Here is a 25,877-nt window from a genome sequence, read left to right as displayed (position 1 = left end):
GCGAGCTCCAGTATCAGTAACGAATTTTCGGGTCGATAACGGCATACAGCACATCGACAATCGCATTAAACACGATGGTCAGCGCCCCCACCAGGATGGTCAGACTCAATACCAGCGAGTAATCGCGGTTCAGCGCGCCATTCACGAACAACTGTCCAATACCTGGTAAGCCATAAATAGTTTCAATAACCATTGAACCGGTAATAATACCGACGAATGCCGGGCCCATATAGGACAGTACGGGCAACAGCGCGGGTTTTAATGCGTGGCGGAAAATAATGCGTCGCATCGGCAGCCCTTTGGCTCGCGCAGTACGAATAAAGTTAGAGTGCAACACTTCAATCATCGAGCCGCGAGTAATACGGGCGATACTGGCGATATAAGCGAGTGATAACGCCACCATCGGCAGGATCATGAATTTCAGCGCCCCACCGTTCCAGCCTCCGCCGGGTAACCATTTCAGCGTTATCGCAAATATCATGACTAATAAGGGAGCAACAACGAAACTGGGGATCACCACCCCGGTCATCGCTACCCCCATTACCGTGTAATCCCAGCGGGTATTTTGCTTCAATGCGGCAATCACACCAGCACTCACCCCGATAACAACCGCGAGAATAAAGGCGGCAGCACCCAACTTCGCAGAAACCGGAAAGCTTGAAGCGACCAGGTCATTAACCGTGTAGTCTTTATATTTAAATGAGGGTCCAAAATCACCATGCGCCAGTTGCTTCAGGTAGCTGAAGTACTGTGTCGAGATCGGGTCATTAAGATGGTATTTAGCTTCAATATTCGCCAGAACTTCTGGCGGCAGCGCGCGCTCCCCGGTGAAAGGACTTCCCGGTGCAAGGCGCATCATAAAGAATGAAATCGTAATAAGAATAAACAGCGTCGGAATCGCTTCCAGACAGCGGCGTAATATAAATTTCAACATTGCCCGTACCTTCTGGCGTGTGCCTTTACACCTCTTTCACCCAAACGTCATGGCAAAGAGGTGTTTATAGTTCAATGAAAAAAGACACTGTGGGGCAAAAAAAGATTGCCCCACGTCTTGCCATTAATGCTTGATAATATACAAGTCTTTAACGTGGATATTATCCATCGGGTCTTTACCGGAGTATCCGCCTACCCATGGTTTCACCAGGCGGGCGTTAACATAGTAATAAACCGGTACAATCGCAGAGTCGGCATCAAGCTGCTGTTCTGCTTTCGAATACAGCTCACTACGCTGCGCTTCATCCGTAGCTTTCAGAGTATCTGCAATCAGCTTGTCAAATGCAGGGCTCTTATAGTGGACGGTGTTGTTGGAGCTGTCAGACAGCACCATATTCAGGAAAGAGGTCGGCTCGTTGTAATCCGCACACCAGCCTGCACGCGAAACATCATAGTTGCCCTGATGACGCGTATCGAGGAAGGTCTTCCACTCCTGGTTTTCCAGCTTCACGTTTGCGCCCAGATTTTTCTTCCAGATAGATGCCGCAGCGATAGCCAGTTTCTTATGCAGATCAGAGGTGTTATACAGCAGATCGAAGGTCAGTGGTTTTTCAGCAGTGAAGCCTGCTTCAGCCAGCAGTTTTTTAGCTTCTTCGTTACGTTTTTCCTGTGACCATTTGAACCACTCTGGTTCAACCAGTTTCGCGCCATCGGTATATGGCGGTGTAAAGCTATAAGCCGGTAGATCGCCCTGGTTTTTCACTTTGTTGACGATAATGTCACGATCCAGCGCCAGCTTCAGTGCGGTACGAACACGAACATCATTGAACGGTGCTTTCTGGTTGTTAATTTCGTAATAGTAGGTACACAGATACGGATCAACGTGAACTTCGTTCGGGATCTCTTTTTTCAGCTTCTGGAATAACTCAATCGGCATGTTGTTATAGGTCATGTCGATTTCACCACTGCGATAGCGGTTAACGTCAGTGACTTCAGAGGAAATAGGCAGGTAGGTTACCTGGTTAATAACCGTTTTATCGTTGTCCCAGTAGTTGGTATTACGCTCAAGCACAATGCGTTCGTTAACTACCCAATCTTTCAGTTTGTATGAACCGTTAGAAACGATGTTAGCTGGCTGGGTCCATTTATCACCAAATTTTTCAACAACGGCTTTAGGGACTGGTGAAACGGAAGAGTGAACAAGCAGTTTATAAAAATAAGGAACTGGTTCACTAAGGGTCACTTCAAAGGTATGGTCATCAACCGCTTTTACACCGAGGTCTGTTACCGGCTTTTTACCGGCGATAATATCATCAATATTGACAATATGACCGTACTGCAAATAACTGGCATACGGTGATGCGGTATTCGGATTGGCCAGACGCTGCCAGCTATAGACGAAATCTTGTGCAGTAACAGGTGTTCCGTCAGACCATTTTGCGTCTTTACGCAGATGGAATGTCCAGACTTTAAAATCTTTATTTTCCCATTTCTCAGCCACGCCTGGTGATGGTTTGCCATCAACGTCACTGATTAATAAACCTTCGAATAAGTCACGGTTAATGTTGGATTCCGGTACACCTTCGATTTTATGTGGATCGAGTGACTGAACTTCCGAGCCATTATTACGCACCAGCGTCTGTTTTTCAGCAAGCTGAACACCAGCTGGCACAACTGCCGCCGTAGCAACATTCCCGGCTATTAGCGCAGTTAGGATCCCCGCAGCTACTAAACTTTTTTTTGTGATGTTAGACATTGTGTTTGTACTCCCTCATTATTATGGCTGGTTTTATAACCAGACTGTTAATCCTGTTAGGATTCCTGTACAGCACCGGAGATTTTCTGCCGTCAGGTGGTTTATTGTTTACTGCTCGCTATCACCGACTTTATTTATTCTGGCGATTCGTACGACCGCCTTGCGTCGATTATCTACGTACCTCCCCTGCCGGAAGCACGCTACTACTTTTGCTGTGAGAAACTAATTGAAAATTATTCTCATCAACGTGAAATCTTCTGCAAAATACCTGGCCGGAAAGTACCAAATGCGTTTCTTAACCGCCAATACATTTTACAGATTTGTTAACCAATTCTCTTTTATCGAAAATAAATCGCACTAAAAAGAGTCTCAACAAAAGAGAAGCTTTAGAATAAAAACAAAAAAATCAACCAGATACGACGAATTCACAGTAAACAACCCTGTCCGGTCTCTGCTTGACGTCAAAATGTACATAAAATTAACAATTGGTTATTAATTAGCACATTCATCTAAAATAGATGCTGAAATAACTAATAACATTTCGATAATCCTACAGCAAGCCCCAGAGTATGATGTTAATAAAATAACAATGACTCCGCAGCTCAACCGTAATGCCTTTAAAATAATTATCTTTAAAATCAATACATAATGTAAATATACGCAACCAGCCGCTTCAATCATTCCAGTGCTGGTTTTCAACTTTAGTGAGAGGTTTTACTAATAATGAAAAGAAACGGAGCTGGAATCAGCTCCGTTTGCGGTAAACAAACTCGTCAGGCAAGCAAGCCAGGGAAGATGGATTTGATCCCGGTGACAATGAATTCGATACCCAATGCCATAAGCAATAACCCCATAATTCGCGTAATGACGTTGATACCTGTTTGCCCCAGCAGGCGAACCAGCCAGGGTGCCATGCGGAAAAGTCCCCAACAACACAAGGCAAACAACGCAATTGCTACAAAGAAACCGAACAGGTTTATTGCACTGTGATAACGAGTTCCCCAGACGATGGTTGAACTTATCGCCCCCGGCCCCGCCATCAACGGCAATGCCAGCGGGACAACACCGATACTTTCACGTATGGCGGTCTCTGATTTTTCCTGTTTGTTTTGCTTATCTTCCCCGAGTTTTCCGCTGATCATCGACATCGCAATGGTGACAACCAGAATCCCACCGGCAATCCTGAACGAATCAATCGAAATACCGAAGAGTTGTAGAATACCGTCACCAAGGAACAAAGAGATCCACAGGATGATAGCAACTGACAGGTTCGCCGTGAGGTTTGTTTTATTACGCGCCGCAGCGGTTTGGTAGCTGGTCATGCTGATGAAAACAGGGATGATCCCTACGGGGTTGACCAACGCAAATAACCCAATGAAAAATTTAAAATAAACAGGAAAATCAAATAGCGTTTGGATCACGGTTAGCTCCGAAGCGTTAGCCGGATAAAAATGAGTCATAAAAATTGATTAAAACCGCGCTGAAGATACGCCTTTTAGCAGCATAGTTCACCTTCTATCTGTGTATATGTGTGTAAACACGCTACCATTACTCAGTGTTATTAATATGTATTAAATATGATAATGTTACACCCATCCATCACATCAATTTATTAACACTTACCGATAAACGCTAAAAGGGCCTGCTGAAAGGTGTCAGCTTTGCGTAATTTTGATCCAGATCACGCAATTACTACTCAGAAGTGAGTAACCTTGCTTACGCCACCTGGAGGTAACGCGTTAGAGTTAAATGACGCTAGCGTATAAGCTCTTTTAGTAAATCAATGTAAATGGACGTTAATTAACCGTTTGATTTTCAAAACGTTACACAAATTTTCGTCGATCTGTCTATACTCTCGTATCGAGCAGATGATTTACTAAAAAAGTTTAACATTATCAGGAGAGCATTATGGCTGTTACTAATGTCGCTGAACTTAACGCACTTGTAGAGCGCGTAAAAAAAGCCCAGCGTGAATATGCCAGTTTCACTCAAGAACAAGTCGACAAAATCTTCCGCGCCGCCGCTCTGGCTGCCGCAGATGCTCGAATCCCTCTCGCGAAGATGGCCGTTGCCGAATCCGGCATGGGTATCGTCGAAGATAAAGTGATTAAAAACCACTTTGCTTCCGAATACATCTATAACGCTTATAAAGATGAAAAAACCTGTGGTGTCTTAGCTGAAGACCACACCTTCGGTACTATCACTATTGCTGAACCTATCGGCATCATCTGCGGTATCGTACCAACTACTAACCCGACTTCTACCGCTATCTTCAAATCGCTGATCAGCCTGAAGACCCGTAACGCCATCATCTTTTCTCCGCACCCACGTGCTAAAGATGCAACCAACAAAGCAGCTGATATTGTTCTGCAGGCTGCTATCGCTGCTGGTGCACCGAAAGATCTGATCGGCTGGATCGATCAACCTTCCGTTGAACTGTCTAACGCCCTGATGCATCACCCGGACATCAACCTGATCCTTGCGACCGGTGGTCCAGGCATGGTTAAAGCAGCATACAGCTCTGGTAAACCGGCAATCGGCGTAGGCGCAGGTAACACTCCTGTTGTTATCGACGAAACGGCTGATATCAAACGTGCTGTTGCATCTGTACTGATGTCCAAAACCTTCGATAACGGCGTAATCTGTGCTTCCGAGCAGTCCGTTGTGGTTGTTGATTCTGTCTATGACGCTGTTCGCGAACGTTTCGCCAGCCACGGCGGCTACATGCTGCAGGGCAAAGAGCTGAAAGCTGTTCAGGATGTTATCCTGAAAAATGGCGCGCTGAATGCTGCTATCGTTGGTCAACCGGCATACAAAATTGCTGAGCTGGCAGGTTTCTCAGTACCGACTACCACCAAGATTCTGATTGGTGAAGTTAAAGTTGTTGATGAAAGCGAACCGTTTGCACACGAGAAACTGTCACCAACGCTGGCAATGTACCGTGCTAAAGACTTCGAAGACGCTGTTGAGAAAGCAGAAAAATTGGTTGCAATGGGCGGTATCGGTCACACCTCGTGCCTGTACACTGACCAGGACAACCAGCCAGAACGCGTTGCTCACTTCGGTCAGATGATGAAAACCGCGCGTATCCTGATTAACACCCCTGCTTCTCAGGGTGGTATCGGTGACCTGTACAACTTTAAACTCGCGCCTTCCCTGACTCTGGGTTGTGGTTCCTGGGGTGGTAACTCCATCTCTGAAAACGTTGGTCCTAAGCACCTGATCAACAAGAAAACCGTTGCTAAGCGAGCTGAAAACATGTTGTGGCACAAACTTCCGAAATCTATCTACTTCCGTCGTGGCTCACTGCCAATCGCACTGGATGAAGTGATTACCGATGGTCACAAACGTGCTCTGATCGTGACCGACCGCTTCCTGTTCAACAACGGTTACGCTGATCAGATCACCTCCGTTCTGAAAGCTGCTGGCGTTGAAACTGAAGTGTTCTTTGAAGTTGAAGCTGACCCGACTCTGACCGTTGTTCGCAAAGGCGCTGAGCTGGCTAACTCCTTCAAACCAGACGTTATCATTGCGCTGGGTGGTGGTTCCCCGATGGACGCCGCGAAGATCATGTGGGTAATGTACGAACATCCGGAAACCCACTTCGAAGAACTGGCGCTGCGCTTTATGGATATTCGTAAACGTATCTACAAGTTCCCGAAAATGGGTGTGAAAGCGAAAATGATCGCTGTCACTACCACTTCCGGTACGGGTTCTGAAGTAACGCCGTTTGCGGTTGTTACTGACGATGCAACCGGTCAGAAATATCCGCTGGCAGATTACGCTCTGACCCCGGATATGGCGATTGTCGACGCCAACCTGGTGATGGATATGCCGAAGTCTCTGTGTGCTTTCGGTGGTCTGGATGCTGTAACTCACGCTCTGGAAGCTTACGTTTCCGTGCTGGCTTCTGAATTCTCCGATGGCCAGGCTCTGCAAGCGCTGAAACTGCTGAAAGAAAACCTGCCAGCGTCCTACCATGAAGGTTCTAAGAACCCGGTAGCTCGTGAACGTGTACACAGTGCAGCGACTATTGCCGGTATCGCGTTTGCTAACGCCTTCCTGGGCGTATGTCACTCAATGGCGCACAAATTGGGTTCTCAGTTCCACATTCCTCACGGTCTGGCGAACGCCCTGTTGATCAGCAACGTTATCCGCTATAACGCGAACGACAACCCAACTAAGCAGACTGCATTCAGCCAGTACGACCGCCCTCAGGCACGTCGTCGCTACGCTGAAATCGCAGATCATCTGGGTCTGAGTGCTCCGGGCGACCGTACAGCAGCAAAAATCCAGAAACTGCTGGCATGGCTGGAAGAAATCAAAGCTGAGCTGGGTATTCCTAAGTCTATCCGTGAAGCTGGCGTTCAGGAAGCTGACTTCCTGGCACACGTTGACAAACTGTCTGAAGATGCGTTTGATGACCAGTGTACCGGTGCTAACCCGCGTTATCCGCTGATTTCTGAACTGAAACAGATCCTGATGGATACTTACTACGGTCGTGAATACAACGAAGGTGAAACTGTCGCTAAAACAGAAGTAACTGCTGCGCCAAAAGCTGAGAAAAAAGCGAAAAAATCCGCTTAATTCCCACGCATAAATTTTAGCATTACCATAAACGGTCCCGATGGGACCGTTTTTTTTCGTCTGAATCTTACAAATTCAAACGGTTCTGGCATCAGACATTGCAGGTCAATGGCACTAACAGAAAATCGTACATAGAAGGCGAGAACGGCGTCAGAAGAGAGAGTATGGTCAGGGTAGACCAATAGACCTACCCAGGGTGTATCAGCGCTTATGATCGCTTGAGGGATTAATTGTGGCTGTGTCGTTCCTGAATGGCCGTTAAAGAGCCTTCAGACTGCGCTTCTTTATAATGCTTGCGGCATACCGATACATAACGCTCATTCCCGCCTATTACGACCTGCTCGCCCTCATTAAAAGGTCGCCCAGCCTGATCAAGTCGTAATACCATGCTCGCCTTGCGGCCACAGAAGCAAATGGTCTTTAATTCAACCAGCTTATCTGACCATGCGAGCAGGTATTCGCTGCCACCAAATAATTCACCACGAAAATCGGTGCGTAAACCGTAACATAAAACAGGAATATCGAGCTGATCGACCACCTCTGATAATTCATAAACCTGTTGTCGTGTCAAAAACTGAGACTCGTCCACCAGCACACAATGTATTCTTTGCTGCGCATTCTCCGCACGAATCTCTTCGAACAATGATGAATTTTGGTTAAACAATTTTGCAGGTGACGACAGTCCTATACGTGAACTTACTTTTCCCGCACCAAAGCGATCATCAATTTCCGCTGTATATACAACAGCACGCATACCGCGTTCCTGATAATTGTACGAAGATTGCAGCAATGCAGTCGACTTACCTGCATTCATTGCAGAATAGTAAAAATATAGCTGTGCCATTGACCGTAAGCCCTCACCTGGGGAAATAAATATGCGCAGGATTGTAGCATAACTCGCAAACTTGTCGGTGTTCGTCGTCACCAGAAGGTATAAAAGAGCGGACACTCATCACCCTCCTCCCCCTAAATAATGTGGGTACAGTAAGTGTTCGCGGGAGCATTCTTAAGTGTGTAATGGTGTAAATGCGCACAACCAAAGTGCAAGTGACATGAAGTATGACGCGTATATACACACTCTTTCACAAATAGTGCTAACAAAATTCATCAATGCTACTTATCGTCACAGATCAATAAAGAACCCTTGCTCTTATTGTTATTGCCACTCGCTGTGACAACATCGTAATAGCGAATTTCCGTAAGCAAAACTAATACAAAAGGTTGAAATTGCTGCAAAGAGATACTATTACAACACGGTAAAAATGTGACCTGAATCCTGAATTTTTACTCTCCCCTGATGAGAAGCCCCCTCACCAATAAGCCTTTTTTATGCCGTTCATCAGGTAAAATTTAAGACTGGAGAATAAATAATGATACTAAATAAAGCGCAATTTTGAATTCCTTACATTCCTGGCTATTGCACAACTGAATTTATAGCTCTATTATTAGCTCAACAAACCACCCCAATATAAGTTTGAGATTACTAAAATGAGCGAAGCACTTAAAATTCTGAACAACATCCGTACTCTTCGTGCGCAGGCAAGAGAATGTACTCTGGAAACGCTTGAAGAAATGCTGGAAAAATTAGAAGTTGTCGTTAGCGAGCGTCGCGAAGAAGAAAGCGCTGCCGCTGCTGAAGTTGAAGAGCGTACTCGTAAACTGCAACAATATCGTGAAATGCTGATTGCTGACGGTATTGACCCTAACGAACTGCTGAATAGCATGGCTGCTGTTAAATCTGGCACCAAAGCTAAGCGCGCAGCACGTCCGGCTAAATATAGCTATGTAGACGAAAATGGTGAAACCAAAACCTGGACTGGTCAGGGTCGTACACCGGCTGTGATCAAGAAAGCAATGGAAGAACAAGGTAAACAACTGGACGATTTCCTGATCAAGGATTAATTCAGAATTAGTTTGCTTAAAATCCCGCCTGTGGCGGGATTTTTTTTATCTGTACTTCGTACAACACCCCACCCGGATTAGGTATAAAAAAACGGCGCTGGATTAACAGCGCCGTTTCGTCCTGATTAATACCGGACTGTTACTTCTTAATACCCATCTCGTCTTCGAGCCAGGCTTTAAATTCAGCGCCAAGCGTATTATGGCGAATACCATATTCAACGAACGCCTGCATATAACCTAGCTTATTACCACAGTCATGGCTTTTGCCCTTCATATGGTAGGCTTCAACTGTTTCTTTTTCAATCAGCATATCGATGGCATCGGTCAACTGAATTTCATCACCGGCTCCCGGAGGTGTTTTTGCCAGCAGAGGCCAGATATCTGCGCTGAGAACATAACGTCCGACAACAGCAAGATTAGAAGGTGCAACATCGGCTTTTGGTTTTTCAACTACACCAACCATCGGTACGCTTTCACCCGGTGTTAATTCAACGCCTTTACAATCAACAACACCGTAAGCCGTCACATCCGCTACAGGTTCCACCATAATCTGACTGCTGCCAGTTTCATCGAAACGGTGGATCATTTCAGCGAGGTTATCGCGGGATAAATCAGATTCGTATTCATCAAGAATAACGTCTGGCAGAATGACCGCAACGGGTTCATCGCCAACAACCGGATGCGCGCACAATACCGCGTGACCCAGACCTTTAGCCAGCCCTTGACGAACTTGCATAATAGTCACGTGTGGCGGGCAAATAGATTGAACCTCTTCGAGAAGCTGACGTTTTACACGTTTTTCCAGCATAGCTTCAAGTTCAAAGCTTGTATCGAAGTGGTTTTCAATTGAATTTTTAGACGAATGAGTCACCAGCACAATTTCAGTGATACCCGCAGCAATACATTCGTTTACGACGTACTGAATTAATGGCTTATCAACCAGTGGAAGCATCTCTTTCGGGATTGCTTTCGTAGCCGGTAGCATCCTGGTTCCTAATCCCGCTACCGGGATAACGGCCTTTTTGACTTTTGAATTTAGGGCAGCCATTTAAAACTCTCCTGGACTGTTCATGTATTGAACGTGTTCATTAATCTGTATCGCATCCGAGTATATCAGTACCGCGACAAGCATCAGGTCTGAAAAGGACGCGGGTCGGAATAATTAAGACAATTACCAATAAATCTGGCGCTGATAGTAGCACTCACGCAGACAAGGAGGTGAAGTAATTTTATTCTCCTCCTATTCGATTGTTCATTCCGCAGACAACATCAGACGCAGACGTCCTCCAGCCCCCCAAATTTGGCACTGCCAGGACTCACAGCGTTGACTTAGCTGGTTAAGATAAGTATTACCTAATGTCCCCAGGGGAACACCATTACTGATTTGTACGTGATGTGAGCCTGTATTTAATGTCGCATTCAGACCCGCGGATACCAGTATCAGATTTTTTAATCCACTATGATAATACCCCACCAGCAACGGAAACTGACCCGGTAAGTTGGCCTGTCGCAGCAGATGGTTAACCTGTTTCAATAATGTTCCCAGTTCCGGCAACCGTTGATTTTGATGTGCCAGTTGTTCCTGCAGCAGTCCATTAAACAATGCACGCAATAACAGTGCGGCCAAAACACCATTGTCCCCCGCTCGAGTCACATCCAGACAATAGAAAGCGAGGTCGTGGTCTGACAGCGGCGCGATATCAAGCACCAACCCCGGTTGGTCGGCGGCAACCAGTTGTCGATAATTAATTCGACATTGAGAGATAACTTGCTGAACCGGAGGCTGTAACTCCTGCAGCAGTTTTGCAGCAGCCGCAGGGTCATCTACCATTGCATCCCAGTCACGGAACAACCGCTCCTCTTCTTCTACACGCGAGTTAAACATGTTGGGATAGAGACACGCAAAGACCGTTTCACGCAGGCGGTTGAGGTCCTTTACTGGCTTTAGCAGTACATCATCCACTCCGAGTCGCAGCGCTTTGGCAATATCAGCCATATTTTCCGTTGCAGAGATAACCAGAATCGGCGTTTGATCGCCGCGATTACGCAAATATTCGACCAGTTTAAGACCGTTCATTCTCGGCATAGCAAGATCGCAGATCATCAAATCAGGTGTGAAGTGTCCAAGTAACTCCAGCGCATCAAGCCCATCGCCTGCTACAGCCGTTGTCGCTCCCAAAGAGGAAAACCATGAATCCAGAAGCGAGCGAAATACAGGCTCATCTTCAACAATAAGAATCTGTTTTCCGACCAATGGCTGCGTCATATTCTCCCCCCTGACTGGCTTTAATAAATAGTGGCATGCTATTGCTACTCACGCCTGTCAGAATTTACTTAAGTGTTGATAAAAAATGCGTTAAACGTTGGTCTTCACCAGGGGCAAAAGTTCATCCATTTTCTTCTCTACCGCTAACTGCCCGGCAGCAATCGCGGCGCTCGCGCGGTGAAAATCCAGCGTGGATATTTGCGGACAAAATGGCTGAATAAGGATATCTGGCGGATCACCGGCCATGCGGTTGCGTTTAAGACGGTTTTCCAGAACCTGAATTGAGGTCGTCATGATCTCCATCGCCGTCGGCGCGGTTACTGCACGTCGCGCAGTAATATTACTCAACCGCTCTTTCAGGCGAGCATGCCACGAAAGCTCATCATCACTCGACTCTGTGTCATTGCTGACGTTGAAGGAGAGCAGATCTTGTTGCATGAGATGCGCATCATGTTGCAGATCGACTGCAATGACGATATCAGCGCCCATCGCTCGCGTGAGAGAGACTGGCACGGGGTTAACTACTGCGCCATCAACCAACCAGTAGCCATTATGTGCAACCGGAGACATCAGGCCAGGAATACTGCAGGAGGCTCGGACTGCAAGGTGCAAGTCACCTTCCGTAAACCATAGCTCCCGGCCAGTACTCAAATTGGTCGCAACAGTTGCAAAACGGCGAGAGCATTGTTCGATGGCTTCCACCGGCATGACATTACGATACTGGTTAAATACCCGTTCACCGCGCAGTAATCCCCCCCTGCGCCACGAGAGATCCATCAGACGTAACACATCCCAGTAGCTAAATGAGCAGACCCACTGCTCAAGGGCGGGTAATTTGTTGCAAGCGTAGGCGGCCCCGACCAGCGAACCGATGGAACACCCTGCCACAATATCAATATCAATGCCCATGTGTTTAAGGGCCTTAATCACACCGATGTGCGACCAGCCTCGTGCTGCGCCGGAACCTAGCGCCAGCCCAATTTTAATTTTTCTCATTGTACCTACAGACTTCCCCTGGCTTGCAGACGTAGCAACATCGCCACGGCTCAGTTAACATAGTGCCACCGTGGCGTTTTTACGCCGTTTTTTTATTCCAGGGAGTAATTTGTGTCTCAGCTTTGTCCCTGTGGTAGCGCTGTCGAGTATAGCCTATGTTGCTACCGTTATGTGTCCGGCGCGCAAGTAGCACCTACGCCGTCACACCTCATGCGTTCTCGTTACTGTGCTTTTGTGATGAAAGACGCAGATTACCTGATTAAAACCTGGCACCCGGACTGTAATGCAGCCGCTTATCGGGATGATATTATCGCAGGGTTTGCCCATACCGAATGGCTCGGACTGACCATTTTTGAACAGGCGACGTCAGACACAGACAATGTCGGATATGTCAGCTTCGTTGCGCGTTTTTCTGAACAGGGGAAAACAGGCGCAATTATCGAGCGATCTCGTTTTTTAAAGGAAAACGGCCAGTGGTATTATATTGATGGTACGCGCCCTCAACCAGGCCGAAACGATCCCTGCCCTTGCGGGTCAGGTAAAAAATTTAAAAAGTGCTGCGGCTAGCCAATGCCCGACAGCGCATCAATGATGCAAACATTCTCAACAGGATTACCCCGGCAATGCATTCACAACAACGTAAAGTTCTTCGCACTATCTGTCCCGATCAGAAAGGTTTGATCGCACGGATCACCAATATTTGTTACAAGCATGAACTGAACATCGTGCAAAACAATGAATTTGTTGACCATCGCACCGGGCGCTTTTTTATGCGCACGGAACTGGAAGGTATTTTTAATGACGTCACGCTACTGACCGATCTGGACAGCGCCTTACCAGAAGGTTCAATTCGCGAACTAACGCCGGCAGGACGTCGCCGCATTGTTATATTGGTCACCAAGGAAGCACATTGTCTGGGTGACCTGTTAATGAAAGCCAATTATGGCGGACTCGATGTTGAAATTGCTGCGGTTATTGGCAACCACGATACGCTGCGTTCTCTGGTTGAGCGTTTTGATATTCCCTTTGAGCTGGTCAGCCACGAAGGATTAACACGCGAAGAACACGATCAGAAAATGGCCGATGCCATCGACGCACATCAGCCAGACTATGTTGTATTGGCGAAATATATGCGTGTTTTGACCCCAGAATTTGTTTCACGCTTTCCGAATAAGATCATTAATATTCACCACTCGTTCCTGCCAGCCTTTATTGGTGCACGTCCGTACCATCAGGCTTATGAGCGCGGTGTTAAAATTATCGGTGCAACGGCTCACTATGTGAATGATAACCTCGATGAAGGTCCAATTATTATGCAGGACGTGATTCATGTGGATCACACCTATACCGCAGAAGATATGATGCGTGCGGGCCGCGACGTAGAAAAAAATGTTTTAAGCCGGGCCTTGTATCAGGTTCTGGCCCAGCGAGTCTTTGTCTACGGTAACCGAACGATTATTCTGTAATCGATTGATAATTAAATTGGTTACCTTTACATCTTTACGCGTAAAAATCAGGCAACCAGTTCTTTTTTATCAACGGAATACTTTACAGCGGCGCGTCATTTGATATGATGCGCCCCGCTTCCCACCGGAAGCAGGCCAGTACAAGCATTACCCCGTGGTGGGGTTCCCGAGCGGCCAAAGGGAGCAGACTGTAAATCTGCCGTCATCGACTTCGAAGGTTCGAATCCTTCCCCCACCACCATTTCAAAGTATCGTCCTACAATTTGAATTACCCCTGGTGGGGTTCCCGAGCGGCCAAAGGGAGCAGACTGTAAATCTGCCGTCATCGACTTCGAAGGTTCGAATCCTTCCCCCACCACCATCACTTCCCTGAAGCACAATAACCAACTCAAAAACTGCTGCTTAATGTTCTGCCCTTGGGGAAGGACGAGAATCTTCGACTAAGGTTCGATTCGAGCGTAGCGAGAAAGCGTTGCCGCAGGCAACGACCCGAAGGGCGAAGCGCGCAGCGCTGAGTAATCCTTCCCCCACCACCATTTTCTTCTGAAAGCATCTTCCCCAAATAGAGCCACACTGCCTTACATTCTGCCCGTCCAGCATGACCTTATCATACCTATAACGTCCCTGTTCTGTAGGTCGAATAAGCGAACCGCTCTCCGACAATGCAGATGTCCCCCATAAAAAAACCCCGCCGAAGCAGGGTTTTGTCTTACGGAAATAACGGATTAGTGACGTGCGCGCACAATCTGGTATTTACGCGTCAGATACTCGACAGGAACACTCCAGATATGCACCAGACGCGAGAACGGGAACAACAGGAACAACGTCATACCGAGCACCAGGTGCATACGGAAGATGAACGCCACACCGTCCAGATATTGAGAAGCGCCGCCGTGGAAAGTCACCACGGACTGTGCCCAGTTCACCAGCTTCATCATCTCGCTGCCGTCCATATGCTGGGCAGAGAATGGGATAGTCAGCAGACCCAACGCACACTGGATAACCAGGACAGATAGCACCAGAATATCCGCGCCAGTAGTGGTTGCGCGTACGCGTGGGCTGAACAGACGGCGTTCAAGCAGTAATACGCCCCCCACCAGGCACATCACACCGGATGCACCGCCAGCAAACATTGCCATCTTTTGTTTTACTTCCAAAGGCAGCCACGCTTCGTACATCCAGTGCGGCGTCAGCATACCAAGGAAGTGACCAGCGAAAATACCCAGGATCCCGATGTGGAACAGGTTTGACGCCAGGTTCATTCCTTTACGATCCAGCATCTGGCTGGAAGCCGCGCGCCAGGTGTACTGACCGTAGTCATAACGCAGCCAACTACCAATCAGGAAGACAGAACCCGCGATGTACGGATAGATGTCAAAGAAGAACGTATTCAGGAAGTGCATTATTGCTGTCCTCCGGTGGTGATATTCAGGTACTGCGGCGCAACGGCCCCGGCAAAACGACGCTGGTGAGCGGAGATTTCAGATTCGCCGCACCCCTGGTCGGCAAAGAATTTCACCTGCTCTTCTTCCCAGACCGCATCCAGCGCCTGCGGAGTGTCGTCACGAACTTCATCCGCAATTTTTTCAGCCACTTTGTTGCTGTCGATAGCAGCGTTAGCCAGTTTCAACAACAGATCGAACAGCACGGCGTAGCGGCTCTCGCGCTGTTGCAGACGCGCACTGAGCAGCGCCAGAATCGGTGCGATATCCTGCAAGCCGCCCAACGCGTCTTCCTTCGGCAACTGAGCCAGATATTCCAGATATAACGGAAGATGATCTGGCAGCTCGCGGCTGTCGAGCTGCAAACCGTGTTGCTCGTACTGAGCCATCAGGTCTACCATCGCCTGGCCGCGATCGCGGGATTCTCCATGAACATGTTCAAACAACAGCAGAGAGGTTGCACGACCACGGTCGAACAGCTCGCTGTAGCTTGCCTGCACATCCAGCATATCCTGCGCGGTTAAATCACGCAGGAAGACGCCCAGGGTCTGAGCATCCTCTTTGTCCAGGTTCTCAGATGATGCGAGTGCATCGAAAAGTTCCTGCTGATGCTGCCACAGGGCAGCATCCGGGTATTCGAGCAGGCGCGAAACAATGACGAGTTCAATCATTGGTGCGGCTCCGTTTTACTGGTCACATCGACAGCATCGATGCGGCGGCTGTTGAACAGATTGAATTTTGTGTCAGAACCATGACAACCATCACCAAAGCTAAAGCCGCAACCCCCTTTCTCCGGGAACGCTTCGCGCGCCAGTTCACGATGGCTGCTCGGCACGACGAAACGATCTTCGTAGTTAGCAATCGCCAGGTAACGATACATCTCCTGTGCCTGAGCTTCAGTCAGTCCGACCTCTTCCAGCGCACGGGTGTCGACTTTACCGTCAACCGTTTCCGCACGTTTGTAGTGACGCATCGCCAGCATACGTTTCAGTGCCAACAGCACCGGCTGGGTATCGCCGGCAGTCAGCAGGTTTGCCAGGTACTGAACCGGAATACGCAGGCTGTCTACATCCGGCAGAATGCCATTGCTGCCCAGTTCGCCCGCGTCAGCCGCTGACTGAATCGGTGACAATGGCGGCACATACCAGACCATTGGCAATGTGCGATACTCCGGATGTAGCGGCAGTGCCAGTTTCCAGTCCATCGCCATTTTGTACACCGGAGACTGCTGTGCCGCGTCAATCACGCTCAGTGGGATGCCATCTTTCAGCGCCTGTTCAATGATCGCCGGATCGTTCGGATCGAGGAATACATCCAGTTGACGCTGGTACAGGTCTTTCTCGTTTTCCGTGCTTGCCGCGCTTTCAATCGCGTCCGCGTCATACAACAGCACGCCGAGGTAGCGAATACGACCTACGCAGGTTTCGGAACAAATGGTCGGCTGACCAGCTTCGATACGCGGGTAGCAGAAAATGCATTTCTCGGATTTGCCGCTCTTCCAGTTGAAGTAGATTTTTTTGTACGGACAACCTGTGATGCACATACGCCAGCCACGGCACTTATCCTGGTCAATCAGTACGATACCATCTTCTTCACGCTTGTAGATGGCGCCGCTTGGGCAGGTCGCCACGCACGCCGGGTTAAGGCAATGCTCACACAGACGCGGCAGATACATCATGAAGGTGTTCTCGAACTGACCGTACATCGCCTTCTGCATGTTCTCGAAGTTTTTGTCTTTCGACAGCTTCTCAAACTCACCACCCAGATCATCTTCCCAGTTCGGACCCTTGGTGATTTTATCCATACGCTTGCCGGTGATCAGCGAACGAGGACGAGCAATCGGCTGCGCCTTGCTGTCAGCTGGCGTGTTATGCAGCGTCTGGTAGTCGAAATCAAACGGTTCGTAGTAATCATCCAGGCCCGGCAGGTGCGGGTTGGCAAAGATTTTACCCAGAAGCATCGCGCGGTTACCCATACGCGGCTGCAGTTTGCCGTTGATCTTACGAACCCAACCGCCTTTCATTTTCTCCTGGTTTTCCCAGTCAGTTGGGAAACCGGTACCCGGCTTGGTTTCAACATTGTTGAACCACGCATACTCGGTCCCTTCACGGCTGGTCCAGACGTTTTTACAGGTGACTGAGCAGGTATGACAGCCGATGCACTTATCGAGATTCAGCACCATGCCGACTTGTGAACGAATTTTCATTTTACGCTCTCCTGTACCTGGTCATTGCCTTCGCCATCCAACCAGTTAATGTTCTTCATCTTACGTACAACCACGAACTCATCACGGTTTGAACCTACGGTACCGTAGTAGTTAAAGCCGTATGCCAGGTGCGCATAACCGCCAATCATATGGGTCGGTTTCGGCGTAATGCGGGTCACCGAGTTATGGATACCACCACGTTGACCGGTAATTTCAGAGCCAGGCAGGTTAACGATACGTTCCTGTGCGTGGTACATCATGGTCATCCCGGCAGGAACACGCTGGCTTACTACAGCACGAGCGGTCAGCGCACCATTGCTGTTGAAGACTTCAATCCAGTCGTTGTCTTCAATACCAATCTCTTTGGCATCCTCTTCACTCATCCATACAACCGGACCACCGCGGCCTAAAGTCAGCATCAGCAGGTTGTCACTGTAGGTGGAGTGGATACCCCACTTCTGGTGTGGCGTCAGGAAGTTGAGCGCTTTTTCCGGGTTGCCATTGGATTTCTCACCCATCACCTCTTTCACCGAACGGGTATCGATTGGCGGACGATAGACCAGCAGGCTTTCGCCGAAGTCGCGCATCCACTGATGATCCTGATACAGTTGCTGGCGACCCGTCAGCGTACGCCATGGGATCAGCTCGTGAACGTTGGTATAACCGGCATTGTAAGAAACGTGTTCATCTTCCAGGCCAGACCATGTCGGGCTGGAGATAATTTTGCGCGGCTGCGCCTGAATATCACGGAAGCGGATTTTCTCGTCTTCTTTATTGAGCGCCAGGTGCGTATGGTCCCGACCGGTAAACTCGCTCAGCGCCGCCCATGCTTTGACGGCTACCTGGCCGTTAGTTTCCGGGGCCAGTGTCAGAATCATCTCTGCCGCATCAATCGCCGTATTCAGCATAGGCTGGCCTTTAGCCGGACCTTCTGCCTTGGTGTAATTGAGCTTACGCAGCAGATCCATTTCACTCTGGGTGTTCCAGGCAATCCCTTTACCACCGTTACCGACTTTATCCATCAGCGGGCCAATAGAGGTGAAACGCTCGTAGGTGGCCGGATAATCACGCTCAACGGTCATGATGTGCGGTGCAGTTACGCCTGGTATCAGATCACATTCGCCTTTCTTCCAGTCTTTTACATCCAGCGGCTGCGCCAGTTCGGCGGCAGAATCGTGCTGGATAGGCAGTGTAACCACATCAGTTTCTTTACCGAGATGGCCAACACAAACTTCAGAGAATTTCTTCGCGATGGCTTTATAGATTTCCCAGTCGCTTTTCGATTCCCATGCCGGGTCAACGGCGGCAGACAACGGATGAATAAACGGATGCATATCCGAGGTATTCATGTCGTCTTTTTCGTACCAGGTCGCGGTTGGCAGCACGATGTCGGAATAGAGGCAGGTGCTTGACAGACGGAAGTCCAGCGTCACCACCAGATCCAGTTTGCCGTCGAGACCGTTATCCTGCCATTCCACTTCTTCCGGCTTCACACCGCCCTGTTTGCCCAGATCAAGCCCCTGAATACCGTGCTCGGTACCCAGCAGGTACTTCAGCATATATTCATGGCCTTTACCGGATGAGCCCAGCAGGTTTGAACGCCAGATAAACAGGTTACGTGGATGGTTTTTACCGTTTTCCGGCTGCTCGGCCGCAAAGCGAATAGTGCCCTCTTTCAACGCTTTGACGGTGTAGTCTACCGGTGTCATTCCGGCTTTTTCCGCTTCATCGGCGATACGCAGTGGGTTAGTGCCTAACTGCGGTGCAGACGGCAACCACCCCATACGTTCTGCGCGAACGTTGAAATCAAGCAGATGGCCGGTGTAACGGGATTTATCCGCCAGCGGTGACAGCAGTTCTTGCGCCGTAACCGACTCGTAGCGCCATTGGCTGGAGTGGTTATAGAAGTACGAGGTGCTGTTCATATGGCGCGCCGGACGTTGCCAGTCCAGACCAAACGCCAGTGGCTGCCAGCCAGTCTGCGGACGCAGTTTTTCCTGGCCGACGTAGTGTGCCCAACCGCCACCGCTCTGGCCGACACAGCCGCAGAACACCAGCATATTGATCAGACCACGATAGTTCATATCAAGGTGATACCAGTGGTTCAGACCCGCACCGACGATAATCATCGAACGACCGTGCGTTTTATCCGCGTTATCGGCAAATTCACGCGCGATACGGACGATCTGTGAGCGGGAAACACCGGTGATTTTTTCTGCCCACGCTGGGGTATACGCTTTGATGTCATCGTAACTGGTCGCGCAGTTTTCATCGTTCAGACCGCGTTCCAGACCGTAGTTAGCCATGGTCAGATCGTAAACGGTAGTCACCAGTGCAGTAGAACCATCTGCCAGATGCAGGCGTTTCACCGGCAGTTTATGCAGCAGAACATTTTCCAGTTCGACTTTATTGAAGTGTTCTGTACCTTCACCGCCGAAGTACGGGAAACCAACTTCAGCGATATCATCCTGACTACCCAGCAGGCTGAGCTGCAGTTCGGTTTCTTCACCAGACGTGCCGTCACGCTGCTCAAGATTCCATTTGCCTTTTTCGCCCCAACGGAAACCGATTGAGCCGTTTGGCGCGACCATATCGCCGTTGGTATTAATCGCGACAGTTTTCCATTCCGGGTTGTTTTCCTGACCCAGAGAATCAACAAGATCCGCAGCACGCAGCATACGGCCCGCAGCATAGTAGCCGTCACGCTCTTCAAGCATTACCAGCATCGGCATGTCGGTATAACGACGCACGTAGTCGGTAAAATACTGGCTCGGATTATCGAGGTGGAACTCACGCAACATAACGTGGCCCATCGCCAGTGCCATCGCGGCATCGGTACCCTGCTTCGGCGCCAGCCACAAGTCGCACAGCTTGGCGATTTCTGCATAGTCCGGCGTAATCGCAACGGTTTTGGTGCCTTTGTAACGAACTTCCGTGAAGAAGTGGGCGTCCGGAGTACGGGTCTGCGGAACGTTAGAACCCCAGGCGATGATATAGCTGGAGTTGTACCAGTCAGCAGATTCAGGTACGTCGGTCTGTTCACCCCAGGTCTGTGGAGACGCAGGCGGCAGGTCGCAGTACCAGTCGTAGAAGCTCAGGCAGGTACCGCCAATCAGGGACAGATAGCGTGCGCCGGAAGCGTAAGAAACCATCGACATTGCCGGGATCGGAGAGAAACCAGCGACACGGTCAGGACCGTAGGTTTTGACCGTGTAAACGTTGGAAGCCGCAATCAGCTCATTCACTTCCTGCCAGGAAGAACGGACAAACCCACCACGACCACGCGCTTGTTTGAAGCTTTTTGCTTTATCGGCGTCTTCAATGATGGATGCCCATGCGTCTACCGGATCGCTGTGCAGTCTTTTCGCTTCACGCCACATCTTCATCAGACGTTTGCGCATCAGCGGATATTTGAGACGGTTAGCGCTGTAGAGATACCAGGAATAGCTCGCACCGCGCGGGCAGCCGCGTGGTTCGTGGTTCGGCAGATCAGGACGGGTACGCGGGTAGTCAGTTTGCTGAGTTTCCCAGGTCACCAGACCATTCTTCACGTAGATTTTCCAGCTGCATGAACCGGTGCAGTTTACCCCATGGGTTGAGCGCACGACTTTGTCATGCTGCCAACGCTGGCGGTATCCATCCTCCCAGTCCCTGTTAGTATCGAGAAGCTGGCCGTGCCCATCGGCAAAGGTTTCGCCCTTCTGTTTGAAGTAGCGAAACCGGTCCAGGAATTTACTCATCGGTTGTCTCCTGTAGGAGCCTGACGGCTCTCTGATAAATCGACATTGCTTGATTGCCTGCGAAGTTAACGCTCTGAAAGCACGTAGGAATTGATAACGATCAAGGCAGACAGGGATGAAAAATGAAGGTTAATTTTCATATACCCCCTAAGTGGGATATTTTTATTGAATCTAACTTATTGATATTAAATAATATTATTAATAACACTCATCATACAAATGTTAATTTCTTTACAAGCGGGTATTAAGGGGTATGCCCCCTGCCTGGCATATTGCATGCACACTATCTCAGGCGGTCACCTTGAAATAATTCATTAGTATGTTGTAACTAAAACCAGACAAAAAAAAGCGCGGTCTAACACCGCGCAATGGATAATCAATTGTTACTTTTTTACTTTTTAGAATGCCGTCCGTATACCACCCAGGTGATTACCACGCAGGCGACATAGAAGATTAGAAAGACTTTCATCGCCCCCACAGGCGAACCGGTTAACGCCAGAGAAGTACCAAATGCTTTTGGAATAAAAAAGCCGCCAATTGCGCCAATGGCTGAGATAAAGCCCAACGCTGCCGCTGTATCAGTTGCCGCTTCACGCATCGCTTTCTCTTCAGAACCACCTTCCGCTTTAACCCTGTCCATCGTCAGCTTACGGAAGATGACAGAGATCATCTGGAAGGTAGAGCCACTGCCCAGACCGGCTGTCAGGAACAACGCCAGGAACACGACGAAGAAGGCCATAAAGTTGCCACCCTCACCGTTTACAGGCAAGGTCAGGAACAGCAAGGCGCTGAAAACTGCCATCAGTACAAAGTTCACCAGCGTAACGCGCGTCCCGCCCAGTCGGTCAGAGATTGCACCGCCCGCAGAACGAGCCAGGGCACCAATCAGCGGACCAAAGAAGGCGTAATGCAGGATCTGCACATCCGGAAACTGAGTTTTTGACAGCATCGCGAAACCGGCAGAGAAGCCGATGAAGGAGCCAAAGGTCGCCAGATACAGCAGGCTCATAATCCACAGATGCCCACGTTTCAGCACCGGAAGTTGCTCTTTCAGCGACGCTTTCGAGGTTGCCAGTTCGTTCATACCGAACCATGCCGCCAGTGTGAACACCGCCAGGAACGGTACCCAAACCCATGCAGCGTTTGCCAGATACAATTGCGTGCCATCCGGTTGTTCCACGCCATGACTGCCAAATACGGCGAAAATGGACAACGAAACCACCAGCGGCGCAACCAGTTGCATCACGCTGACGCCCATATTGCCCAAACCGCCATTCAGACCCAGCGCACCACCCTGTTTCTGTTTTGGAAAGAAGAAACTGATGTTTGCCATGCTGGAAGCAAAGTTTGCACCCGCAAAACCGCACAACAAGGAGATCACAATAAAGGTACTAAAAGGCGTGGTGGTATCCTGCACGGCAAAACCTAACCATACGCAAGGGATGATCAGGATACCGGTGCTGAATGCCGTCCAGCGGCGTCCACCAAATAGTGGAACCATAAAGGAGTACGGTACGCGCAACAGTGCGCCGGAAACCGATGGTAACGCCGTCAGCATAAACAGCTGTTCAGTTGTGAAGTCGAAACCGACCTTCGGCAGATTCACCGCAACAGCGCTGAATAACATCCACACACAAAACGCCAGCAGCAGACAAGGGACGGAAATCCACAGGTTACGGCTGGCAACTCGTTGACCACGCTGTTGCCAGAAGACGGGATCTTCCGGCCGCCATTCTGTAATTACAGCTCCAGATGCCCTTTCCGGGGCAGATGAGTGACTCATAGACACCTCTGATACTTGTTTCGATGCCTGCCACATTAGGGTTTACAGCCGGTGGTAAGTTGATATAAATCAAAGGAAAAGGTGTCATTATTGATGCTTAAAATTTATCATTACCCCAAATGAGTAGCTAACATCGGTAAAAAAGATGTGGTTTTTCACGCTTCTGTCGCACGCTACTCCCCTCTGTCAGGAATCGCTCCCACCAGTGGCAATTAAGGGGTAGCCCGTTTGAGGTATGGGTATACTCCAGTGTATAGCTGAGAATAACGCCACTGCCTGCAGCAGAATCGTCATTCAATAAGGTTTTCTGCTCAATGAAAACCCGAAGGAAGAAGTCACCATGTTTAAACGTTGTCTCTCACCGCTTACGCTGGTCAACCAGGTGGCGCTTATTGTTTTACTGTCCACTGCTATTGGCGTGGCGGGTATGGCTGTCTCCGGCTGGCTGGTTCAGGGGGTTCAGGGCAGCGCCCATGCGATCAACAAAGCGGGTTCACTGCGAATGCAAAGCTATCGCCTGCTGGCAGCGGTGCCACTGGATGCCGACGACCAACCGCTGCTGGAAGAGATGGAAAAAACCGCGTTTAGCCCGGAACTGACTCGCGCCGCGCTCCGTGACGGGCAACAGGAACAGTTGAAAGCATTGCAGAATTACTGGCACACCGAACTGGCGCCAGGGCTCGCGCATGCACAAAATGGCGCAGCGGTGGCCGGGGACGTTTCACGTTTCGTGACAGGGTTGGATCAACTGGTCACGGCCTTCGACCACACCACCGAACTGCGTATTGAACGCGTGGTCATGCTGCATCGCCTGATGGCGATATTTATGGCATTGCTGCTGGTCTTCACCATTATCTGGCTACGCGTGCGCCTGTTGCAGCCGTGGAAACAACTACTGGCGATGGCTCGTGCAGTCAGTCAGCGCGACTTCACCCAACGCGCACATATCAGTGGCCGTAATGAAATGGCCGCACTGGGATCGGCACTGAATAATATGTCAGAGGAACTGGCCGAAAGTTACGCGGTACTGGAACAGCGGGTCCAGGAGAAAACAGCAGGTCTGGAACATAAAAATCAGATCCTCTCTTTCCTGTGGCAAGCTAATCGTCGTCTGCACTCCCAGATACCACTTTGTGAACGCCTTTCCCCGGTACTCAACGGCCTGCAAAATTTAACATTACTGCATGATATTGAACTGCGGGTTTACGATCTGGAGGATGAAGATAACCATCAGGAGTTTACCTGTCAGTCTACTGTCAGCTGTGATGAAAAAGGGTGTCACCTGTGTCCACGCGGCATTCAACCCGCAATTGACGGGGGAATTACGCTGAAATGGCGGCTAACCGATGCACATACCCAGTACGGTATTCTGCTCGCCACCTTGCCATACGGACGCCATCTCAGCCACGACCAACAGCAACTGGTGGACACGCTGGTTGAACAACTGACCGCTACGCTGGCGCTGGACAGGCACCAGGAGCGCCAGCAGCAGTTGATTGTTATGGAGGAGCGTGCCACCATTGCTCGCGAACTGCATGATTCTATTGCACAATCTCTCTCTTGTATGAAAATGCAGGTCAGTTGCTTGCAGATGCAGGGTGACGCGCTACCAGAAAACAGCCGCGAGCTGTTGAGTCAAATACGTAACGAACTGAACGCCTCGTGGGCGCAGTTGCGTGAACTGTTAACCACCTTCCGTTTGCAGCTAACGGAACCTGGATTGCGGCCTGCGCTGGAAGCCAGCTGTCAGGAATACAGCGCCCGCTTTGGCTTTACGGTGAAGCTGGATTATCAATTGCCGCCACGTCTGGTGCCTTCCCATCAGGCGATCCACTTGCTGCAAATTGCCCGCGAAGCCCTGAGTAATGCCCTTAAACACTCCCAGGCCGATGACGTTATCGTGACGGTGGTGCAAAATGGCAAGCAGGTCAAGCTGACTGTACAAGATAACGGCTGCGGCGTACCGGAAAACGCCGAACGCAGTAACCACTACGGCATGATAATAATGCGTGACCGTGCGCAGAGCTTGCGCGGCGATTGCCGCGTTCGCCGTCGCGAGACAGGCGGTACTGAAGTTACTGTCACTTTTATTCCCGAAACAAACTTCACAGATGTCCAAGGAGATACCCATGAGTAATCAGGAACCGGCAACCATCCTGTTGATCGACGATCATCCGATGCTACGAACCGGTGTAAAACAGCTTGTCAGCATGGCGCCCGATATTACCGTGGTCGGTGAAGCCAGTAATGGCGAGCAGGGTATCGAGCTGGCTGAATCCCTTGATCCGGATCTGATTCTGCTGGATCTGAACATGCCCGGAATGAACGGTCTGGAAACACTCGATAAGTTGCGAGAAAAATCACTTTCCGGCCGCATCGTGGTTTTCAGCGTATCTAACCATGAAGAAGACGTTGTTACCGCACTGAAACGCGGCGCAGATGGCTATCTGCTAAAAGACATGGAACCGGAAGATCTGCTGAAAGCGTTGCAGCAGGCAGCAGCAGGTGAAATGGTACTAAGCGAAGCCCTGACACCTGTTCTGGCTGCCAGTCTGCGGGCGAACCGTGCGACTTCCGACCGGGACGTTACCCAGTTGACGCCACGCGAGCGCGACATTCTGAAGCTGATCGCCCAGGGCCTACCAAACAAGATGATTGCCCGTCGTCTGGACATCACCGAAAGCACGGTAAAAGTGCATGTTAAGCATATGCTGAAGAAGATGAAACTCAAATCACGCGTTGAAGCAGCGGTGTGGGTGCATCAGGAACGTATATTCTGATAATGAGTTCCTGAAGTATT

18 protein-coding genes, 2 tRNA genes and 1 other RNA gene are annotated in these 25,877 nt (G+C 49.6%); 9 read left to right on the top strand and 12 right to left on the bottom strand.

All coding sequences use genetic code 11. The features are described from left to right. Nucleotides 1-13: 13 nt before the first annotated feature. The 3 genes from oppB to ychE form a co-directional block, all read right to left on the bottom strand. On the bottom strand, nt 14-934 hold the full coding sequence (gene oppB, locus OGX98_RS19255) for an oligopeptide ABC transporter permease OppB (protein WP_005126405.1): 921 nt from the start codon (nt 932-934) through the stop codon (nt 14-16). Between the two features lie 123 nt (nt 935-1,057). Further along, nucleotides 1,058-2,689: an oligopeptide ABC transporter substrate-binding protein OppA gene (gene oppA / locus OGX98_RS19250; RefSeq protein ID WP_048221368.1), complete on the bottom strand. Its 1,632-nt coding sequence runs from the start codon at nt 2,687-2,689 to the stop codon at nt 1,058-1,060. A 773-nt stretch (nt 2,690-3,462) separates the two neighbouring features. Further along, nucleotides 3,463-4,110, bottom strand: coding sequence for an NAAT family transporter YchE (ychE, locus tag OGX98_RS19245; protein ID WP_045449650.1), 648 nt, complete (start codon nt 4,108-4,110; stop codon nt 3,463-3,465). Nucleotides 4,111-4,597: 487 nt separating this feature from the next. Between ychE and adhE the strand changes: the two genes are divergently transcribed. Further along, nucleotides 4,598-7,276, top strand: a complete 2,679-nt coding sequence (adhE, locus tag OGX98_RS19240) for a bifunctional acetaldehyde-CoA/alcohol dehydrogenase (RefSeq protein WP_045443611.1) — start codon at nt 4,598-4,600, stop codon at nt 7,274-7,276. 226 nt (nt 7,277-7,502) lie between these two features. Here adhE and tdk read toward each other — a convergent pair whose 3' ends face one another. Next, entirely contained in the window at nt 7,503-8,120 is a 618-nt protein-coding gene (gene tdk, locus OGX98_RS19235) for a thymidine kinase (RefSeq protein WP_225761304.1), read from the bottom strand. Between the two features lie 644 nt (nt 8,121-8,764). Between tdk and hns the strand changes: the two genes are divergently transcribed. Continuing rightward, complete coding sequence (gene hns / locus OGX98_RS19230; RefSeq protein WP_006684280.1) at nt 8,765-9,178, top strand: histone-like nucleoid-structuring protein H-NS; 414 nt, start codon at nt 8,765-8,767, stop codon at nt 9,176-9,178. A gap of 139 nt (nt 9,179-9,317) precedes the next feature. Here hns and galU read toward each other — a convergent pair whose 3' ends face one another. From galU to rssA, 3 genes are all read right to left on the bottom strand, one after another. Continuing rightward, on the bottom strand, nt 9,318-10,226 hold the full coding sequence (gene galU, locus OGX98_RS19225; protein WP_045443617.1) for a UTP--glucose-1-phosphate uridylyltransferase GalU: 909 nt from the start codon (nt 10,224-10,226) through the stop codon (nt 9,318-9,320). Nucleotides 10,227-10,430: 204 nt separating this feature from the next. Further along, a complete protein-coding gene (gene rssB, locus OGX98_RS19220; RefSeq protein ID WP_045443620.1) occupies nt 10,431-11,444 on the bottom strand; it encodes a two-component system response regulator RssB in 1,014 nt (337 codons plus the stop codon). A 90-nt stretch (nt 11,445-11,534) separates the two neighbouring features. Further along, the gene (rssA, locus tag OGX98_RS19215; RefSeq protein ID WP_045443623.1) at nt 11,535-12,440 is read right to left on the bottom strand and encodes a patatin-like phospholipase RssA; all 906 of its coding nucleotides are present in this window, start codon (nt 12,438-12,440) and stop codon (nt 11,535-11,537) included. Between the two features lie 111 nt (nt 12,441-12,551). Here rssA and OGX98_RS19210 point away from each other — a divergent pair, with 111 nt between their 5' ends. From OGX98_RS19210 to OGX98_RS19190, 5 genes are all read left to right on the top strand, one after another. Then, nucleotides 12,552-13,007 carry a YchJ family protein gene (locus tag OGX98_RS19210; RefSeq protein ID WP_045443627.1) on the top strand — a complete coding sequence of 152 codons (456 nt, stop codon included), beginning with the start codon at nt 12,552-12,554 and terminating at the stop codon, nt 13,005-13,007. Between the two features lie 56 nt (nt 13,008-13,063). After that, nucleotides 13,064-13,906 (top strand): formyltetrahydrofolate deformylase, encoded by an 843-nt coding sequence (purU, locus tag OGX98_RS19205; protein WP_045443630.1) that lies wholly within the window; start codon nt 13,064-13,066, stop codon nt 13,904-13,906. A gap of 156 nt (nt 13,907-14,062) precedes the next feature. Beyond that, a tRNA-Tyr gene (locus OGX98_RS19200) sits at nt 14,063-14,147 on the top strand. Between the two features lie 35 nt (nt 14,148-14,182). After that, nucleotides 14,183-14,267: transfer RNA gene (locus OGX98_RS19195), tRNA-Tyr, on the top strand. A gap of 44 nt (nt 14,268-14,311) precedes the next feature. Further along, nucleotides 14,312-14,442, top strand: a non-coding RNA gene (locus OGX98_RS19190) — RtT sRNA. Between the two features lie 189 nt (nt 14,443-14,631). On the opposite strand, the gene narI is transcribed toward OGX98_RS19190, so the two are convergent. The 5 genes from narI to OGX98_RS19165 form a co-directional block, all read right to left on the bottom strand. Continuing rightward, a complete protein-coding gene (narI, locus tag OGX98_RS19185) occupies nt 14,632-15,309 on the bottom strand; it encodes a respiratory nitrate reductase subunit gamma (RefSeq protein ID WP_286595788.1) in 678 nt (225 codons plus the stop codon). After that, nucleotides 15,309-16,019, bottom strand: a complete 711-nt coding sequence (gene narJ, locus OGX98_RS19180; protein WP_286595786.1) for a nitrate reductase molybdenum cofactor assembly chaperone — start codon at nt 16,017-16,019, stop codon at nt 15,309-15,311. The genes narI and narJ overlap by 1 nt, the downstream gene beginning before the upstream one ends. Next, nucleotides 16,016-17,554 carry a nitrate reductase subunit beta gene (gene narH, locus OGX98_RS19175; protein ID WP_045443641.1) on the bottom strand — a complete coding sequence of 513 codons (1,539 nt, stop codon included), beginning with the start codon at nt 17,552-17,554 and terminating at the stop codon, nt 16,016-16,018. Before narH ends, narJ begins: the two co-directional genes overlap by 4 nt. Next, the gene (locus tag OGX98_RS19170) at nt 17,551-21,294 is read right to left on the bottom strand and encodes a nitrate reductase subunit alpha (RefSeq protein ID WP_225760975.1); all 3,744 of its coding nucleotides are present in this window, start codon (nt 21,292-21,294) and stop codon (nt 17,551-17,553) included. Before OGX98_RS19170 ends, narH begins: the two co-directional genes overlap by 4 nt. A gap of 391 nt (nt 21,295-21,685) precedes the next feature. Then, nucleotides 21,686-23,077, bottom strand: coding sequence for a NarK family nitrate/nitrite MFS transporter (locus OGX98_RS19165; protein WP_045443647.1), 1,392 nt, complete (start codon nt 23,075-23,077; stop codon nt 21,686-21,688). Between the two features lie 340 nt (nt 23,078-23,417). Between OGX98_RS19165 and narX the strand changes: the two genes are divergently transcribed. After that, the gene (gene narX / locus OGX98_RS19160; RefSeq protein WP_045443650.1) at nt 23,418-25,214 is read left to right on the top strand and encodes a nitrate/nitrite two-component system sensor histidine kinase NarX; all 1,797 of its coding nucleotides are present in this window, start codon (nt 23,418-23,420) and stop codon (nt 25,212-25,214) included. Further along, entirely contained in the window at nt 25,207-25,857 is a 651-nt protein-coding gene (narL, locus tag OGX98_RS19155; protein WP_045443652.1) for a two-component system response regulator NarL, read from the top strand. Before narX ends, narL begins: the two co-directional genes overlap by 8 nt. Nucleotides 25,858-25,877 lie beyond the last annotated feature (20 nt).

Origin of the sequence: Citrobacter sp. Cm046 (assembly GCF_030333065.1) — a bacterium.
GTDB classification, from domain to species: domain Bacteria; phylum Pseudomonadota; class Gammaproteobacteria; order Enterobacterales; family Enterobacteriaceae; genus Citrobacter; species Citrobacter murliniae.
The sequence above is the reverse complement of the archived record's forward strand: the minus strand, read 5'-3'. Positions and strand labels throughout refer to the sequence as shown.